This window comes from Streptomyces altiplanensis, assembly GCF_053591575.1.
The window spans coordinates 78817-94976 of the sequence record NZ_JBSFUB010000005.1; the positions used below are offsets into that span (position 1 = coordinate 78817).

12 protein-coding genes are annotated in these 16160 nt (G+C 74.2%); 5 read left to right on the forward strand and 7 right to left on the reverse strand.

What is annotated here, in order from left to right; translation table 11 throughout:
* Positions 1-86: 86 nt before the first annotated feature.
* Positions 87-296 carry a hypothetical protein gene (locus ACWD0Y_RS03630; RefSeq protein ID WP_093803583.1) on the reverse strand — a complete coding sequence of 70 codons (210 nt, stop codon included), beginning with the start codon at positions 294-296 and terminating at the stop codon, positions 87-89.
* Between the two features lie 109 nt (positions 297-405).
* On the opposite strand from ACWD0Y_RS03630, the gene ACWD0Y_RS03635 reads away from it, so the two are divergent.
* Positions 406-1605, forward strand: coding sequence for a bifunctional adenosylcobinamide kinase/adenosylcobinamide-phosphate guanylyltransferase (locus ACWD0Y_RS03635; protein ID WP_450258827.1), 1200 nt, complete (start codon positions 406-408; stop codon positions 1603-1605).
* A 182-nt stretch (positions 1606-1787) separates the two neighbouring features.
* Positions 1788-2936 carry a nicotinate-nucleotide--dimethylbenzimidazole phosphoribosyltransferase gene (gene cobT, locus ACWD0Y_RS03640; RefSeq protein ID WP_450258828.1) on the forward strand — a complete coding sequence of 383 codons (1149 nt, stop codon included), beginning with the start codon at positions 1788-1790 and terminating at the stop codon, positions 2934-2936.
* A gap of 131 nt (positions 2937-3067) precedes the next feature.
* On the opposite strand, the gene ACWD0Y_RS03645 is transcribed toward cobT, so the two are convergent.
* Positions 3068-3826 (reverse strand): hypothetical protein, encoded by a 759-nt coding sequence (locus ACWD0Y_RS03645; RefSeq protein ID WP_450258829.1) that lies wholly within the window; start codon positions 3824-3826, stop codon positions 3068-3070.
* A gap of 77 nt (positions 3827-3903) precedes the next feature.
* Between ACWD0Y_RS03645 and ACWD0Y_RS03650 the strand changes: the two genes are divergently transcribed.
* A complete protein-coding gene (locus ACWD0Y_RS03650) occupies positions 3904-4686 on the forward strand; it encodes an adenosylcobinamide-GDP ribazoletransferase (RefSeq protein ID WP_450258830.1) in 783 nt (260 codons plus the stop codon).
* Positions 4687-4776: 90 nt separating this feature from the next.
* A complete protein-coding gene (locus tag ACWD0Y_RS03655) occupies positions 4777-7413 on the forward strand; it encodes a hypothetical protein (protein ID WP_450258831.1) in 2637 nt (878 codons plus the stop codon).
* A 6-nt stretch (positions 7414-7419) separates the two neighbouring features.
* Here the strand turns inward: ACWD0Y_RS03655 and ACWD0Y_RS03660 are convergent, their stop codons facing one another.
* From ACWD0Y_RS03660 to ACWD0Y_RS03680, 5 genes are all read right to left on the reverse strand, one after another.
* Positions 7420-8223, reverse strand: coding sequence for an endo alpha-1,4 polygalactosaminidase (locus ACWD0Y_RS03660; RefSeq protein WP_450258832.1), 804 nt, complete (start codon positions 8221-8223; stop codon positions 7420-7422).
* Positions 8220-8855, reverse strand: a complete 636-nt coding sequence (locus ACWD0Y_RS03665; protein WP_450258833.1) for a spherulation-specific family 4 protein — start codon at positions 8853-8855, stop codon at positions 8220-8222. The genes ACWD0Y_RS03660 and ACWD0Y_RS03665 overlap by 4 nt, the downstream gene beginning before the upstream one ends.
* 10 nt (positions 8856-8865) lie before the next feature.
* Positions 8866-10374, reverse strand: a complete 1509-nt coding sequence (locus ACWD0Y_RS03670; protein WP_450258834.1) for a hypothetical protein — start codon at positions 10372-10374, stop codon at positions 8866-8868.
* The gene (pelF, locus tag ACWD0Y_RS03675; protein ID WP_450258835.1) at positions 10341-11882 is read right to left on the reverse strand and encodes a GT4 family glycosyltransferase PelF; all 1542 of its coding nucleotides are present in this window, start codon (positions 11880-11882) and stop codon (positions 10341-10343) included. Before pelF ends, ACWD0Y_RS03670 begins: the two co-directional genes overlap by 34 nt.
* Before the next feature lie 98 nt (positions 11883-11980).
* The gene (locus ACWD0Y_RS03680; RefSeq protein ID WP_450258836.1) at positions 11981-14017 is read right to left on the reverse strand and encodes a hypothetical protein; all 2037 of its coding nucleotides are present in this window, start codon (positions 14015-14017) and stop codon (positions 11981-11983) included.
* A gap of 313 nt (positions 14018-14330) precedes the next feature.
* Here ACWD0Y_RS03680 and ACWD0Y_RS03685 point away from each other — a divergent pair, with 313 nt between their 5' ends.
* Positions 14331-15872 (forward strand): leucyl aminopeptidase, encoded by a 1542-nt coding sequence (locus tag ACWD0Y_RS03685; protein ID WP_450258837.1) that lies wholly within the window; start codon positions 14331-14333, stop codon positions 15870-15872.
* The last annotated feature ends 288 nt before the right edge of the window (positions 15873-16160 follow it).

Here is a 16160-nt window from a genome sequence, read left to right on the forward strand (position 1 = left end):
GGCTCGGCGCGAGCCCGCCCGGCGGCCAAGGACACGTGGCCGGCCGTCACGTCCGCGCACCGCCGAGCCGCCAGGCCGTCGGACCGTCAGGCCTCTTCGGCGTGCAGGCTCATCGGGCCGTAGATCTTCGTGCCGTCGTCGAAGAGCACCACCTGGTCGGCGCCGCCCTCGACCAGGTCCTTCCAGACCTCGCCGATCCACGACTCCGCGTCGCCCTGCGTGGTGAACTCCTCCGGCACCACCGCCGGCTGGACCTCCGTACCGTCGGCCTTCTCGAACCGCCACGTCCACGCCATGTTCGCCTCCAGGTTCCCGCTCGTGCTTTTGTCCAGCACAGCCTGCCCCGCAGAGTAGCCGGGGTATCCGGGCGCGCGTCACCGGCGGGGACGCGGGAGGATCGTCCTCGTGGAACTGACTCTCCTCGGCACCGGGGCCCCGGCAGGCCTGCCCCGCCCCGACTGTCCCTGCGCCTCGTGCGCCACCGCCCGCGGCGGCCTGGCGCGGGCGGCGACCGCACTGCTCGTGGACGACGCGCTGCTGCTCGACCTGACGCCGGGGGCGGCGCTGGCCGCCGCCCGCGCCGGACACTCGCTCACCGGCGTACGGCAGGTGCTGCTGACGCATCCGCACGACGGCCCTCCGATGGAGCTGCCGGCCGGACTGCCGGCGGCCGGGCGGGTGCCGGACGGGCGGGAGCTGACGCTGATCAGCGGGCACCGGGTGCGGGCCGTCCCGATGGACGCGCCCGGCACGGGGTACGAGGTGACCTCGCCGGACGGCGAGGTGCTGCTGTACCTGCCGCCGGGCGGCGCTCCCGCCGGGGTGGCAGCGGGCGGCCGTACGTACGACATGGTCGTCGCCGACATCACGGGCCGGCCCGACGCGCTGGCGCGGCTGCGGGCGGCCGGAGCCGTCGGTGCGGCCACGGACGTCGTCGCCGTACACCTCGACCACGACGTGCCGCCGGGTCCCGAGCTGGAGCGGCGGCTCGCGGCGGCGGGTGCGCGGGCCGTGCCGGACGGGACGACCGTGGTCGTCGGCGAGTACCACGCGGTGCCGGATGTGCCGCGCCGGACGCTGGTGCTGGGCGGGGCGCGGTCGGGCAAGTCGGTGGAGGCCGAGCGGCGCCTGGAGGCCTTTCCCGAGGTGGTGTACGTCGCCACGAGCGGCATCCGCGACGGTGACGAGGAGTGGGCGGAGCGGGTGGGACTGCACCGGGAGCGCAGACCGGGTGCGTGGCGCACCGAGGAGACGTGCGAGCTGGCGCCGCTGCTGGCGGCGGACGGGCCGCCGCTGCTGATCGACTGTCTGGCGCTGTGGCTGACCGACGCGATGGACCGGGTCGGGGCGTGGGACGACGCGAAGTGGGCGGCGGACGGGCAGCGGGCGCTGCGGGAGCGGGTGGCGGAGCTGGTGGAGGCGGTGCGGGCCACGCGGCGGACGGTGGTGGCGGTGAGCAACGAGGTGGGATCGGGCGTGGTGCCGGCCACGGCGAGCGGGCGCCGGTTCCGGGACGAACTGGGGCGGCTGAACGCGGCGTTCGCCGGGGAGTGCGAGCAGGTCCTGCTGGTGGTGGCGGGGCAGGCGATGGTGGTGCGCGGGTGAGTGCGGCCTTCCGGGGCTTCGCTCCGGGCCCCGCCCTTCGAGCGCCGGAGGGGCTGGAGCCGCCCGGTGGAGCACCCGGCCCGGCCGCGTCGGCCCGTCCGGTGCCCGAGGGCACGGGCGGCCCCGCGGGGCGCCCGAACCGCTGACGGGTCGTCAGCGAAGGTGCCGGTACTGTTCGGCGAATGAGCTCGCTTAACCTCGACGACTTTTCCGACCTGATCGAGCGCCCGGACGGTGGCGTGCGGCGCGACGCCGAAGAGCGCCGGGAGCGGCTGATCGTGCCGCCCGGCGCGCTCGGCCGGCTCGACGAGCTGGGTGAGTGGCTGTCGGCCGCGCAGGCGTCCGTACGGGTCAAGCCCGTGGAGCGGGCCCGCGTGGTCCTCTTCGCCGGTGACCACGGCGTGGCGGAACTGGGCGTGTCGGCCCGTCCCGCGGGGAGCGCCCACCGGCTCGTGCGCGCCGTGCTGGACGGCGAGAGCCCCGTCGCCGTGCTGGCCCGCCGCACGGGCGCGTCGGTGCGGATCGTCGACGCCGGACTCGACTGCGATCCGGAGCTGCTCCCCGAAGACGTCGTACGCCACCGGGTGCGGCGCGGCAGCGGGCGCATCGACGTCGAGGACGCGCTCACCGTGGAGGAGGCCGAGCAGGCCGTACGCCTGGGCATGGCGATCGCCGACGAGGAGGCCGACTCCGGAACCGATCTGGTCGTACTCGGTGATCTGAGCGTCGGCGGCACGACCGCCGCCGCCACCCTGATCGCCGCCCTGTGCGGCACGGACGCCTCCGTGGTCACCGGGCGCGGCGGCGTCCACATCGACGACCTGGCGTGGATGCGCAAGTGCGCGGCCATCCGGGACGCGCTGCGCCGGGCGCGGCCGGTCCTCGGCGACCAGCTGGAGCTGCTGGCGACCGTGGGCGGCGCCGACCTCGCCGCGGCGACCGGTTTCCTGCTCCAGTGCGCGGTGCGGCGCACGCCGGTGATCCTCGACGGCGTGGTGTCCGCGGCCTGTGCCCTGGTCGGCCAGCGCGCCGCTTTCCGGGCGCCGGACTGGTGGCTCGCGGGCCAGGTGAGCGGTGAGCCGGGCCAGACGAAGGCGCTGGACCGGATGGCGCTCACCCCTCTGCTCGACCAGGGCGTCACCGTGGGGGAAGGGGCCGGGGCCCTGCTCGCGCTCCCCCTCGTGCAGGCCGCCGCCGCTCTCGCGGCGGAACTGCCCGAGCGGACACCGGACGACGAGGCGACGGACGACGGGGCGACGGACGACAAGGCCGCGGACGACGGGGCGACGACCGGCGTGGCGGCCGACGGGACCGGCGGCGCGACGGGCTGACCGCGTGTGCGGCATGTGCGGCCGGCGGTCGCACATGCCGCCCTCTCCGCACCGCGGCGGCCCCTACCGCCGCGTTTCAGGACAGAAGTCCGGCGGGCCGCCGAAGGAAAGACCCGGCGCGCCCCGGGTGCTCACTTCTCGTCATGCGCGGGCGTCCGGTCCGGGGCCCCGCCGATGAGGTCCTGGATCTTCCGGCCGGGCCCCGACCAGCGGCGGTCGTGGCGCCACAGGCGCAGCGCGGCTCTGGCGCGGGCCCTGGGGCGCCGGCGGTAGAGGCGTCTGGCCCACGGGGAGCCGGGTTTGGCCAGCCGGATCGCGCCGACGAGCGCGACGACGGGCACGACCGTGCCGAAGAGCGCGGTGAGGACCTTGCCCTTGCTGAGCGCAATCAGCGCCAGGGAGAAGTTGACGAGCACGTTCAGGACGAGTGCGGCGCGGCTCTCCTGCTCGTCCGGCGACAGTTCGTCCACCCCGAAGGGCACGGATCCGATGAGGACCAGCCCCACCACGGCGGCGGTCACGACCACGACCTCCACGCTCCGCCGGCCCTGTTCGCTCCAGTACACGTCGTCGAGATGGAGGACGAGCGCGAACTCGTCGAGGACCAGCCCCGCACCCGTCCCGAAGATCACCGCGCAGATCGCCGAGCTGACGCCGTGCGCGCCGGTGGCCACCGCACCGAAGCCGCCGATCGTCATCAGGATCATGCCGGGGACCACGTGGTGGATGTGCAGACCGCCGGGTGAGACGTTCCGGAAGGGGCCGCGGCCCGCCCGGATCATCCGGGTGACGGTGCGGGTGACCGCGAACGTGAGGACGAAGGAGAGCAGGGCCAGCAGCAGCGGGAGCTTTCCCGGTTCGAGGATGTTCCGGTACCACCAGTGACCCATGCCACTCGGTCCCCTCTGGGAGATTTTGCGCCTTATGCGCAACTTACCGGCCTCCCCTGGCGACTAGCGTGCGCGCCGTGACCTCTCTCCTCAGCGACGGCATACGTTTCGCCTTCGGCACGCTCACCGTGCTTCCCGTACGCGTGACCCGGTGGGACCGCGAAGCGGCCCGCGCCGGGATGCTGTGCGCTCCCCTCGCGGGGCTCGTCGTGGGCCTGTGCGCGGCGGCGGCCGGCGGTGCGCTCCTGCTGCTCGGCTCGGGGCCGCTGCTCGCCGCCGTGGCGAGTACGGCCGCGCCCGCCGTCCTCACCCGGGGCCTGCACCTCGACGGTCTCGCCGACACGGCCGACGGCCTGGGCAGCGGCAGACCCGCCGACGAGGCGCTGCGCGTCATGAAGCAGTCCGACATCGGCCCCTTCGGCGTCATCACGCTGCTGTTCGTACTGCTGGCCCAGGCCGCGGCGCTCTTCGAGCTGTACGCCGCCGGATGGGCGCACGGTGCGGCCGGGGCCGCCGTATCGGCCGTCGCCGCCCGCCTCGCCCTGACCCTCGCCTCCCGCGCGGGCGTCCCGCCGGCCCGCCCCGAAGGGCTGGGCGCGGCGGTCGCGGGGACGGTTCCGGCGGGTGCCGCGACGGCCGCCGCGCTCCTGGTGCCCGTCGCCTGCGCGGGCGCCGCGGGCGCCCTCCTCGGCCCGTACGCCGCCCTGCACCACGCGGTCGCCGTCCTGGTCGCGCTCGCCGCCGCGCACCTGCTGCTGCGCCATTGCGTGCGCCGCTTCGGCGGGGTCACGGGCGACGTCTTCGGCGGCGTCGCGGAGACCGCGGCGACGGCCGCACTGGTGTTCCTGGTGCTGGAGTGACAGGAGAACACCCGCGCTGCACAAGGCAGTTGACGTGGTCTCACTGCAAGGTGCACGCTCTTCCCCCACGGCTGTCGGGGGAGACAGAAGATGCCCGAGTTTCCTGGCTGGGACCACAGCAGCGAATTCACCGAGGCCTACCGCAAGGCGGTGCGCAGCCGGTCGCGGCTGTCGAAGCGCGGCCCCAAGCACCCGCCCATCGTGCTGCGCACCGGCGCGGAGGAGGCCCAGCAGGCCCTGGAGGCCCTGGAGCTGGGCCTCCAGCGCTCGTCGAGGGCGCGGGGCACCGTACCGTGCACGCCGTACGCCCATGTCGACTGGCGCGGCGGCTCCAGGACCGAGCTGATCGCCAGGGTCGCCGAGGAGCTGAAGAAGAACGCTCCCGACGAGGCGGGCAGGGTGCGGCTGCCCGCCTACGACCTGCTCCGGTGCGTCGCCGACCACCGGGCGGGGACCGACGCGCAGCTGGCGGACCGGGTGTTCGCCCGGCACCGGGGCCGCGCCACCGCGGTGCTGCCGGCCAGGGACGACACGGGCCCCACGATCAACGCGGGATTCATGACCGTCCCGCTCCGCTCCGTCTGGTCGGTGGCGGAGCGCGTCCGCCTCCTGCTCTGGGAACGCCGCTGGGAGTGGCGTCTCGCGCGGCGCAGGCGCTACCGCCTGCTGTGGCCGGAGAACTACCGCGGCAAGCGCACGTACGCCGCGGCGCTCGACGAGTTCCTCCGGACGTGGGAGGCGGCCGCCCGGCCCGGCAGCGGCCCCCGGGACGCCGACCGGTGGGACGGGCTGCTCCTCGCCGCCCTGATGACCGATCTGTACGGCCACGCGCGCCAGGGCCTGCTCCACCCCGGCCGCAGACGCCGCCGCCCGCGCCACGCGCTGCTGCTCAACGGCGCGCGGACCGGGGCCGGCGGCGACGGGGGCAGCGCGGCCGTGGCGGGTTTCGTCCGGCTGTACGGCGACCAGCAGCGGCCGAGCCCCAACGCCGCCACGGTGGTGGTGGCCGCGCTGCCGGACACGCACGACGCGGCGCCGGGCGGCGGCACGCTGGAGGAGGCCGCGCGCCGGCTCGACCCCGCGAAGGGGACGGTCCCGACGCCCTACGAGGTGCGGCTCGCCCGCCCGGAGCCGGGCAGCCGCGGCGTCACGGTGCCGCCGGTGTGGACGCCGTGGGTGCGGCTGCGGCCCGGCAGGGAGCTGGCCCTCGAAGCGGGGGCGCTCGCCGTCACCCTCTGGCTCACCGGACAGCTCGCCTTCGTCCCGTACCTCGACAGCCCCTTCACCGGCACCTACACGCGGTGCCTCACCGGAACGGACTACGTGCGGCAGTCCGAGGCGGCCGGGCCCGCGCTCCCCGCCCAGTACGCCGACGCACTCGAGATGATCGCGGAGCAGAACAGGGTCGCGCGGACCGAGGGCGAGCCGGAGCGGACCGTGACCATCGCCCACGTCCGCGCCTCGATGGCGCCGAACGCGGCCGAGCGGCGGTCCGGCGCGGCCATCCCCGAACTGCGCGGGCTGGCCCTGGCCCAGCAGGCGCTGCACGAGCTGGCGCCCGCCAACGACAACGGGATCTGGGTGCGGATCAAGACGTACGACGCCGGGGTGCAGTTCAAGAACGCCCGCAAGGTGGCGGCGGAGATCGTCCGCGAGGCGGAGAAGGACCAGCACCTCATCGGCGTCACCGGATTCACCGAGAGCCGGACGGAAACGGTCGAGGCGCTGCGCGTGCTGAATTCCGCCCGGATTCCCATCGTGAGCTCCACGGCCACGGCGAAAGCCATGGAGGTCGGGCGTTATTACCACGGCGCCGCGCCCAACAACAAACGGGAGGCGCGGGTCGTGGCGGAGTTCGCGAAGAAGGCCAACACGGTACGTACGGGAGAGGATTCCTGCGCGCCCGCGGAGAGCGTCGCCGTGGTGACCGACCCGACCGATGTGTACAGCGACGAGCTGGGCAAGGAATTCGCCGAGGACTTCCGCTCCGCGGAGAGCCGCATCGGCTACATACCCGGCGGGAACAGCGGAGTCGTCGTACCGAACGAGCCCGACCTCGACATGAAGTTCAGCATGTCCGAGGTGGCGGAGGCGGTGTGCAGCAGGGTCGCGGGAAAGAAGAAGACGCTGGTCTACTGGACCTCGCGGGTGAGGGAATTCGACAATTTCCTGGAGACGTACCAGAGCCTGAGCAAGTGCGCCAACAAGGACCTCACGGTGATGGGCGGGAACGAGCTCACCAATGCGGCGCTCTCCGGCGGATTCGTGGGTAAGTCGTGGCTGCACCTCTATCACACGGCCCATATGCTGCCCGCCGGTCATCCGGACCGCAGTGCGACCGCGAAGGCGTTCAACGACGCGTACACCGAGAAATTCACGGAATCCGACCTGTGGCTGAACGACGGGCACGCCGCGCTCGCCCACGACGCGGTCCAGGTGCTCGCCCAGGCCACGAGTCAGGCGAACGCGGCGGGCGTGGAGCTGACGCGCCCCAACGTCCAGCAGATCGTCAACAGCGGTTCGTTCGACCTGGAGGGGGCCAGCGGCCGCCTGCGGTTCGCGGCGGGCTCGCTGCAGCGCCCGCTCAACAAGCTGCTGACCGTCCTGCACCACGGGGAGGACGGTTCGGCGCCGGTGCTGATGTGCGGGGACTCCGGGAAGAACATCGACGCGGGGAAGGAGTGGCAGCAGGGCGGTACGTCGTACGACTGCCCGCAGGACGAGTAGGCGCGGTCACGCGCAGGGTTCGCGCCACACCCCCAGGTCGTACTTCTTCAGCATCGAGCTGAGCCCCAGCTCGCGCGCCCCGGGGCAGAAGTCGCGCGTCGCCAGCTCGTACTCCACGTGGAAGACCGCCTTGCCGGCCGTGACGAACGGGGTGAGCTCCGCGCACTCGTCGTACTCGGCGCACTGCTCGTTGACCGCGAAGTCGAAGTCGCCCACCAGCTCCGGGATCTGGTCGAGGTCGTTCTTGAGACCGACGGCGAGACCCCGGTCGTGGGCGAGGCGGGCGATCAGGCGGTTGTAGCGCAGCTGGTCGGCGGCGGTCAGCGGGAAGCCGGTGCGATTGCGGTAGCCGTCCATGTTGTCGGGCTCGACCGCGTCGAAGCCCTTGTCCCGGCACAGGTCCATGCGGCGGGCCATCAGGGGTTCCAGGACGTCGGTACGGCGGATGTCGAGCCAGCGCTCGCCCTTCCAGCCGTTGCCCCGGCCCCGTACGGACTTCGGGAACTCGCCGGCGTCCGGCCTGAAGTCCTCCCACGCGCCGGTCGAGAGGTAGCAGATGACCTTGCGGCCCCGGCGGTGCAGATCGGCCACGGCGGAGGCGGGGTGGTCGAAGCCGTCGATGTCGTACACCGCCGCGTCGACGGCCGGGTCGAGCTTGCCGCTGAGCTGCCACTGCCAGGTGAGCCCGGGCTCCGGCTGCCAGCGCGCGGCCTTCGGCCCGCGGTCGTCCGGTGCGGGGGTGCCGCCGCCCGCGCAGCCGGCGAGGAGCAGCAGCACCAGCAGGAGGGGCAGTGCGCTCCGGGACCTCACCGGGCCGCCTCCAGGGCGTGCGGCAGGGTCCCCCACGGGTGCGGCAGGCCGCCCGGTACGGCGCAGCCGGTCCCGGCGGTGAACGCGGCGGCGGGCGGCGCGGCGTACACGAGGTGGCAGAACCGGCCGGGCGCGTGCGCCGCCGTCCAGGGCGGGGCGTCCGGGGCGTCGCGGTACGTGTCCCAGGCGCCCTCGAACGTGACGAGGACGTCGGCGAGCCCGAGGTAGCCGGGGTCGGGGTGGACGCCGTGGTTGAGCACGAGGGTGGCCGCGCCGACCGCCCGCGCGGCGACCGCGAGGCGCCGGTAGTGGGGCAGCGCGTCCGGCTCCGACGCCACCTGGTCCAGGAAGGCGCCGTCCGCGCCGTACCAGTCGCGGTGGCGCAGCAGGTCCTGGACCACCGCGGCGTGCGGGCGCCGGGCGTAGTCCGTGTCGGCGTACCCGAGGACGCGTACGCCCGCCGCGCGCAGCCGCGACGACACGGCGGCGAAGGCCGGGTCGGGCGCGGCGCCGGAGCCGCTGCCGGGGTTGAGGACGACGCCGTACAGACGGGGGGCGGCGCGGATCAGGGCCTCCCAGGCGTCCGGGCGTTCGGCGGGGTGCTCGTAGAAGGGCACGAGCAGGTTCTTCACCTGGGCCTCCTCAATGACGGTGGGCCGTCGCACGACCGAGCCGTACGCAGACCAGGGCGGTCAGGGCGGCGGACGCGACGCCGGGGACGACGGGCGCGGCGGGGCCGGTGACCGCGAGGTCCGCGAAGAGCGCCGCCGTCTGCAGGAGCGCGGCCGCGCCGCAGACGGTCGCGGCGACGGTCACCGCGCCGGACGACTGGAGCAGCAGCCCCGTCCACAGCATGACACCGGTGAGCAGCAGGCCGGTCGCGCGGGTCGCGTCGGGTACGGGCGCGCCGAGCCACAGCAGGGTCGTCGCGGCGAGGAGGGCGAGCAGCACGGCGAGGTACCCGCCGAGGCACTGGGCGAGGGTGACGGTGGCGGCGCGCCGGAAGGCGCGGGGCGTGGTGCTTGCCCGCAGCCCGGCGTCGCACCGGCGCCGGAACCGGTACAGGAGCCACTCGGCGGGCCCCATGCTGAGCGTGAGCGCGACGGCGCCGGGGGCGGCGACGATGCCGGAGACGCCTCCGGCGAGCAGGTTCTGGAGCACGGCGTGCAGCACGAGCACGCCGGTCGCGAGCCCGAAGACGCCGTACGGCAGCGACCGCAGCAGCGACGGCCCGGCGGGACTCTTCCTTCTTTCCCCGCGCCGCACCCCGCGCCGCACCCCGCGCCGGCGGGCCCGCAGCACCTCGCGGGCCGCCAGGGCCAGGACCGCCGCCCCCGGCCCCGCCAGCAGCGCCGCCCTCCCCGCGCCCGGCACGTCGTGCACCAGGGTCAGCAGGGCGCCCAGTGCCATCGGGGCCAGGGCGTACAGCAGCAGGCGCTCATGACCCAGCACCAGCAGCGCCGTCGCCGCGCCCTGGTACAGCGCCTGGGCCGTGGCGAACGCGGCCGCCCAGCCCTCCCCGGGCCCCGTCGCGGCGACGGCGGCCGCCGTGCCCAGCAGGGCGCCCGCCGGGGCGCCGGTGAGCAGGGCGCGGGCGGCGGCCGGCCGGTCGCCGAGCCCGAGCCAGGTGTACGCGCGGTGGGCCAGCGCCTGGTTCCACGCCCAGCCGGTGAGCGCGCCGGCGAGGAGGACGTCCGTCCCGGCGGGCAGGCCGCGCCCGTCCCCCGCCGCGCCGGCCAGGAACGGCGCCCCCAGGACGTACGCGAGCCCCGGCAGCGCGAACACCAGCCCGCGCAGCAGACAGCCGGCGAGGCCCGTGCGCCAGGAGCCGCCGGACGGCGGCTCGTCCGGCCCGGGGTAGGCGCGGGGCACCCGTGCGAAGAGGTCCTCGGCCAGCGCGAAGGAGTTCTCGCGGCCGTACGTCAGCCGGATGTGATCGTCCGTCATGCCGTCGGACTCGAGGATCGCGGCGAGCTCGTCGGGGTGTACGGCGGCCTCCGCCGGCGCGCGCAGCCGGTCGGCGAGTTCGTCGAAGGGGTCGGCCGCCCAGCGCGGGCGCGGTACGCGCGGCGGTGTGTCGCGCCGTACGGCGGGTTCCGGCCACCGGGGCCCGCTCATCAGGCCGCCCCGCGCGTCGACAGGTCGCTCCACCAGGGGTCCCGGAGCTCGGTCGTCCAGTCGGCCACGGGCTCGGCGGCGAGCGGTCCTTCCGCCTGCGTCACGCCGGCCAGTTCGCGGTAGATCTCGTGGAAGCCCTCGACCGAGCGCCGCAGCGTGAACAGCTCGATCACCCGCCGGCGCGCGAGCCGCCCCAGCTCGGCCCGCCGGGCGTCGTCCGCCATGAGGCCGAGCACCGCCCGCGCCATCGCCCCGGGTTCGCGCGGGGGCACCACGATCCCCGTGTCACCGACGGCTTCCCGTACACCGCCGACATCCGTCGACACCGTCGTGCGCCCGCACGACATCGCTTCGAGGATGCTGAAGGGGAAGCCTTCGCTGATGCTGGAGAGCATCACGACGTGCCCCGCCCCGTAGGCGCGCGCCACGTCGGAGATGCGCCCCTCGAAGGTGACGCCGTCGCCGACGCCGAGCCCGGCCGCGAGTTCCTCCAGTTCCGTCCGGTACTTTTCGCCGCCGTCCGGCACTCCGCCGAAGAGCCGCAGCCGCAGCTCGGGCAGCCGGGCGCGGGCCAGCGCGTAGGCCCGTACGAGCGTCTCCAGGTCCTTGATCGGGTCGATGCGGCCGGCCCAGGTGAGGGTGGGGACCTCCGGTTCGGGTCCGGCGTGCGGGAAGAGGTGGGGGTCGACGCCGTTGTAGACGGTGCGGATGCGGTCGGCGGGGGCGCCGCCCCGCTCCTCCCAGCGGCGGTTGTACTGGTTGCAGGGCGTGATCAGGTCGGCCTCCCGGTAGCCGAGCGAGTTGAGCGCCCGGTAGAAGCCGAGCAGCAGGGCCTTGACCGGCCAGCGCTGGGCGGCCGTGCGGTGGCCGAGGTAGCGCTCGCGCAGGTAGATGCCGTGCTCGGTGAGGAGGAAGGGGGCCCCGTCGAAGTGCTTGGCGGCGAGCGCGGGCAGGGTGGCGAGCCCGCTGCTGACGGCGTGCGCGACGCTGCCTGCGGGTATGCGGGCGGCCAGCGGGCGCAGCAGGTGTTCCAGCAGGTCGGTGGCGGTGAGCGCGTCGTGGAGGGTGGGTTCGGCGCGGGCCGTCGGCAGGTGCCGCAGGGTCCAGATCCCGGTCAGGGTCCGCAGGGCCGCCTCGGTGCGCAGGGCGGTGGTGAGCCGCCCCCGCCGGGCCAGGGCGGCGAGGGCGTACAGCTCGTGGCCGAAGTCGCAGCCGGCCTCCGGGTCGAGTACGGCCAGCAGGAAGCGTTCGTACGAGGCGAGGAAGCGGCGGCGCTCCCGGCCGGCGAAGGGGCGCGGGCCGCGCCGCGGCCCCTTGCCCCCCGCCGTCTCCGCTCCCCACAGCGGGACCGCCGTGTGCCGGTGGACGTTGCGCGGCAGTTCCCAGGTCACCGGCTCGCGGCCGTTGCCGGTGAGCGAGACGACGTGGAAGCCGACGTCGGGCATTCCGCGGACGAGCTGGTCGCACCAGGTGCTGACGCCGCCCTGGACGTGCGGGTAGGTGCCTTCGGTGAGCATGCTGACGTGGAGCCCGCGGCTCATGTTCGTGTCCCCCGTGACGAGTGGCCGGGTGCTGCGGCCAGGCGCTGCTGCGGTCGGGTGCTGCTGTGGTCAGGCGCTGCCGTCGGAAGCTGCTGCGGTCAGGCCGGAAGCCGCAGCGTGACCGTCCGCTGGAGTGGTTCGGGCGAGATCCAGGCCGAACGCTGACCGGCGTACGCCGTCCCGAACACGGCCGTTCCCAGGGCCAGTTGCCTGCGGGTGCCCTCGGGCGCGGTGACGGGCGCGGCGGTCCCCTGGGGCGACTGGACGGTGACGGTCGCGCCGATGCGGTACGCCGTGACCTTGCCGTCGGCGAGCGCCTCGTCCCAGGCGGCGCGGCGGGCGAGTTCGGAACCGGCGTCCCGGTGACGGGGGTTGACGACCGGCGTGTTGTCGGCGAAGAGGGAGCGGTAGTCGCCGAGGACCTTGTCCAGGACGGGGTAGAGGATCCGCTCCTCGGCCAGGTTGGACTGGTGGACGTAGTGCGGGCGCGGGTCGTTGGCGATGACGTGGCCGAGCGCGGTACGCGCCTCCTGCGGCACGATGTGCGTCGCGTAGCCGGTGGCCGTGTCGAGCGGTTCGTCGAGGCAGGTCGAGCCGGGGCTGGTCTCGCAGACGCCGCTGCCCCCGTCGGCCTTGCCGGTGTAGATCCAGTTGTACTCGTCGGTCATCTCGGCGGCGGTGCCGACGTTGTAGTACACGTTCATGGGGTGGCGCGGCACGGTGAGTGCTGGGCCGAGGCTCCGCTGGCGCGACTCGCGCGAGTTGTCGCTGGCGATCCACTTCACGCCGTTGTCGGCGAGCGCGCCCGCCAGGTTGGGGTTGTCCTCCGGCTGCTGCGGGAGTGTCTTCAGCCCCGAGTGCTCCCCGGTGACCAGTTCGGTCCGGTCGAGGGCGATGCCCCTGCCCACCGCCCAGTCGTGGTTGTTCCTGATCTGGGCGGAGATCTCGGCGCGGCTCATCCACCGGGTGCCGCCCGCCGCGTCCTTCGCGCACTGCCACGGCACGGTCGAGGTGTCCTGGAGGCAGCCGAGGAAGGGGTGCGTGTACGTGTGGTTCACCCAGCGGTACCGCGCCCGGTCGGCCAGCAGCTGCGCGGTGAGCGGGTCGCTGCCGCCGTTCGCCGCCTTCCACGCCTCGCCGGCGCCCGCGTTGTAGACCATGTCGAGCGTGAAGCCGGCGCTCTGCTGCCACTGGGCGGCGTACTGCGCGTCCCGCGCCGTCATCCGGACCGGCACGGTTCCCTCCCCCTCCCCGTCCCCGCAGTCGAAGTCGCCGGGCGTGCAGTTGAGTTCGGTGTCCCAGCGGCTGTCGGGCGCGAAGACGTCGTCGACGTGCACGGAGAAGTAGTTGCGGCTCTGCCCGAGGTGGACGCCCTGGGTGAGCCATTCGACGATGCCGCGGGCGAGCAGCCGGAACTGCCGCTGGTGCTGGTTGTACGCGAAGGTGACGACCAGCTCGCGGCGCCCGTCGTGGGCGTACTCGCCGAGGAGGCTGGCGCGTTCCCCTCCGCCGCCGGGGACCGGCATGTCCAGGTAGCTGGTGTAGCCCTCGCGGGGCCGGCCCGCGTACCCGTAGCTCTCGCCGACGGACGGCGCGTTGTCCTCGAACTCGACGGCGCCGTCGAGGTAGCCGAAGGGCCCGGCCTTCCCCGCCGGCGTCACGGCCGCGTCCACGCCGTCGAGCGTCCCGGCGTACCCGCCGTCACCCGTGTGGTCGAGCCCGACACCCGGGTGCGCCCAGGTGTACGCGTCGACCTGCCGGACGCCGAAGGTCTTCTCGTACGCGGTGAGGGCGGCCGTCTCGGCGGAGCCGGCGCCGAACGGGTCCGCGTTCGGCAGGACGACGCCCTGGTACTTGGCGCGCGGCCGCCCGTCCACCGTGTCGGCGAGGAAACCCGCGTCGATCACCGGCCGGCCGGGCTCGTCGAGCCGCACCACGGTGTACGGGACACCGGTGCCCCGCAGCTCCGACTCGACCGCCTCCACGGCCCCGCCGCCGTCGTCGACGACCAGCACCCTCAGGTCGATGCGCGGCGCGACGGCCGCCCCCGCACCCGTCGGCGGCGCCCCCACCGCCAGCAGCCCGGCCGCCAGCAGAGCCGCTCCGGCTGTGCCCCTACGCGTCCTGTACGCCACCGCGCACCCTCCCCTTCGAAGATCTGCCTGCGGAGAAATCGCGGATGACCTGCGGAAATCATGCAAAGCACGGACATGGCCACTTCCCGGATCGCACCGAGTGTGACGCAGCCCTCACGCCGGGCACCGTAAACGCAAAAAGGACAGCTCTGATGAGTGAACTGCTCGCTGCTGTGATCGAACGGGGCAAGCGCGCGTAGGCTCATCACCGGCGCTCATCCGGCCGGGCAGCCGGGATCACGACGGATGCGCCGGGCACGGTCGGCCCCACCCCATCGGCCGAACAACTCAACGGAAGCGAGATTTCACCACCGTGACTGCTCTCACTCTCAGCACTTCCGGCGCGGCGGCGCTGCGCGCCGACGCCATCGTCGTCGGTGTGGCGAAGGGCGCCAAGGGGCCGGTCGTCGCTCCGGGCGCCGAGGCCGTGGACAAGGCGTTCGACGGAAAGCTCGCCTCCGTCCTGGAGACCCTCGGCGCCTCGGGGGCCGAGGGCGAGGTGACCAAGCTGCCCGCGCCGTCGGGCCTGAAGTCCCCGGTCGTGCTGGCCGTGGGCCTCGGCGTGCTCCCGGAGAAGGACGACACGTACAGCGCCGAGGCGCTGCGCCGTGCGGCCGGCGTGGCCGCCCGCACGCTCAGCGGCTCCAGGAAGGCCGGCTTCGCGCTGCCCGTCGAGGCCGTCGAGGACGCCGCCGCCGTCGCCGAGGGCGCGCTGCTCGGTGCGTACGCCTTCACCGCGTACCAGGGCGGCGAGAAGTCCGGGAAGGGCGAGAAGCCCGGGGGCGGCGGTGCGAAGCAGCCGCTCGCCGAGATCACCGTGCTCGGCGGCAAGCCGCGCGACAAGGCCTTCAAGGCCGCCGCGGAGCGCGCCCTCGCGCTGACCGAGGAGATCAACCGCGCCCGCGACCTGATCAACACCCCGCCGAACGACCTGTACCCCGAGTCCTTCGCCGCCGTGGCCGCCGCCGCGGGCAAGGAGCACGGTCTCAAGGTGCAGGTGTTCGACGAGAAGTCCCTCGTCAAGGGCGGCTTCGGCGGAATCCTCGGCGTCGGCCAGGGCTCGGAGCACGGTCCGCGCCTGGTGAAGCTCGCCTACACGCACCCCAAGGCGGAGAAGACCCTGGCGTACGTCGGCAAGGGCATCACCTACGACTCGGGCGGCATCTCGCTGAAGCCGGCCGGCCACAACGAGACGATGAAGTGCGACATGGCCGGCGCCGCCGCCGTGTTCGCCGCCGTCGTCACGGCCGCCCGCCTCGGCCTGAAGGTCAACGTCACCGGCTGGCTGGCGCTCGCCGAGAACATGCCGTCCGGCAGCGCCGTCCGCCCCGGCGACGTGCTGCGCATGTACAGCGGCAAGACCGTCGAGGTGCTCAACACCGACGCCGAGGGCCGTCTCGTCCTGGGCGACGCGCTGACCCGCGCCTCCGAGGAGCGGCCGGACGCGATCGTCGACGTGGCGACGCTGACCGGCGCGATGGTGCTGGCGCTCGGCAACCGCACCTTCGCGATCATGGGCAACGACGAGTCGTTCCGCACCGCGATCCACGAGATCGCGGAGGAGGCCGGCGAGCAGTCCTGGCCGATGCCGATGCCGGCGGAGCTGCGCAAGGGCATGGAGTCCGCCACCGCCGACATCGCCAACATGGGCGAGCGGATGGGCGGCGGCCTGGTCGCCGGCCTGTTCCTCCAGGAGTTCGTCGGCGAGGACATCGCCTGGGCGCACCTGGACATCGCGGGCCCCGCCTTCAACGAGGGCGGCCCGTTCGGCTACACCCCCAAGGGCGGCACCGGCTCCGCTGTCCGCACCCTGGTGGCGCTCGCCGAGCGCACCGCCGCGGGCGACCTCGGCTGATCCCCCGCGGAACCGTCGTGGACACGGTCCCGGGCAGGCGTCCGGGGCCGTGTCCACGCACGGGCGCGTACGGGCCGGTTTCGCCTTCGACGAAATCCGCACCTCTGTACGCCCCGGTAACACCTGGCGAGCGGTCCATGACCGTCTCGCACTCCGGCCCCGCGTCCCGCCGTCCGTCAACAAGTGCGAAGATGGGTTCTCGGCAGGACAGGGCCCCCACCACAGGGCCGAATAAAAAGCGGCCGAACACCAGCCGCCGCCCGGTCATCGAAGACCGCGCCCGGCGCA

Excerpts from the sequence above, each read along its gene's own strand:
- ACWD0Y_RS03630 (WP_093803583.1), bottom strand. The coding sequence starts at position 296 with ATGGCGTGGACGTGGCGGTTCGAGAAGGCCGACGGTACGGAGGTCCAG.
- cobT (WP_450258828.1), top strand. The coding sequence starts at position 1,788 with ATGAGCTCGCTTAACCTCGACGACTTTTCCGACCTGATCGAGCGCCCG.
- ACWD0Y_RS03645 (WP_450258829.1), bottom strand. The coding sequence starts at position 3,826 with ATGGGTCACTGGTGGTACCGGAACATCCTCGAACCGGGAAAGCTCCCG.
- ACWD0Y_RS03655 (WP_450258831.1), top strand. The coding sequence starts at position 4,777 with ATGCCCGAGTTTCCTGGCTGGGACCACAGCAGCGAATTCACCGAGGCC.
- pelF (WP_450258835.1), bottom strand. The coding sequence starts at position 11,882 with ATGAGCCGCGGGCTCCACGTCAGCATGCTCACCGAAGGCACCTACCCG.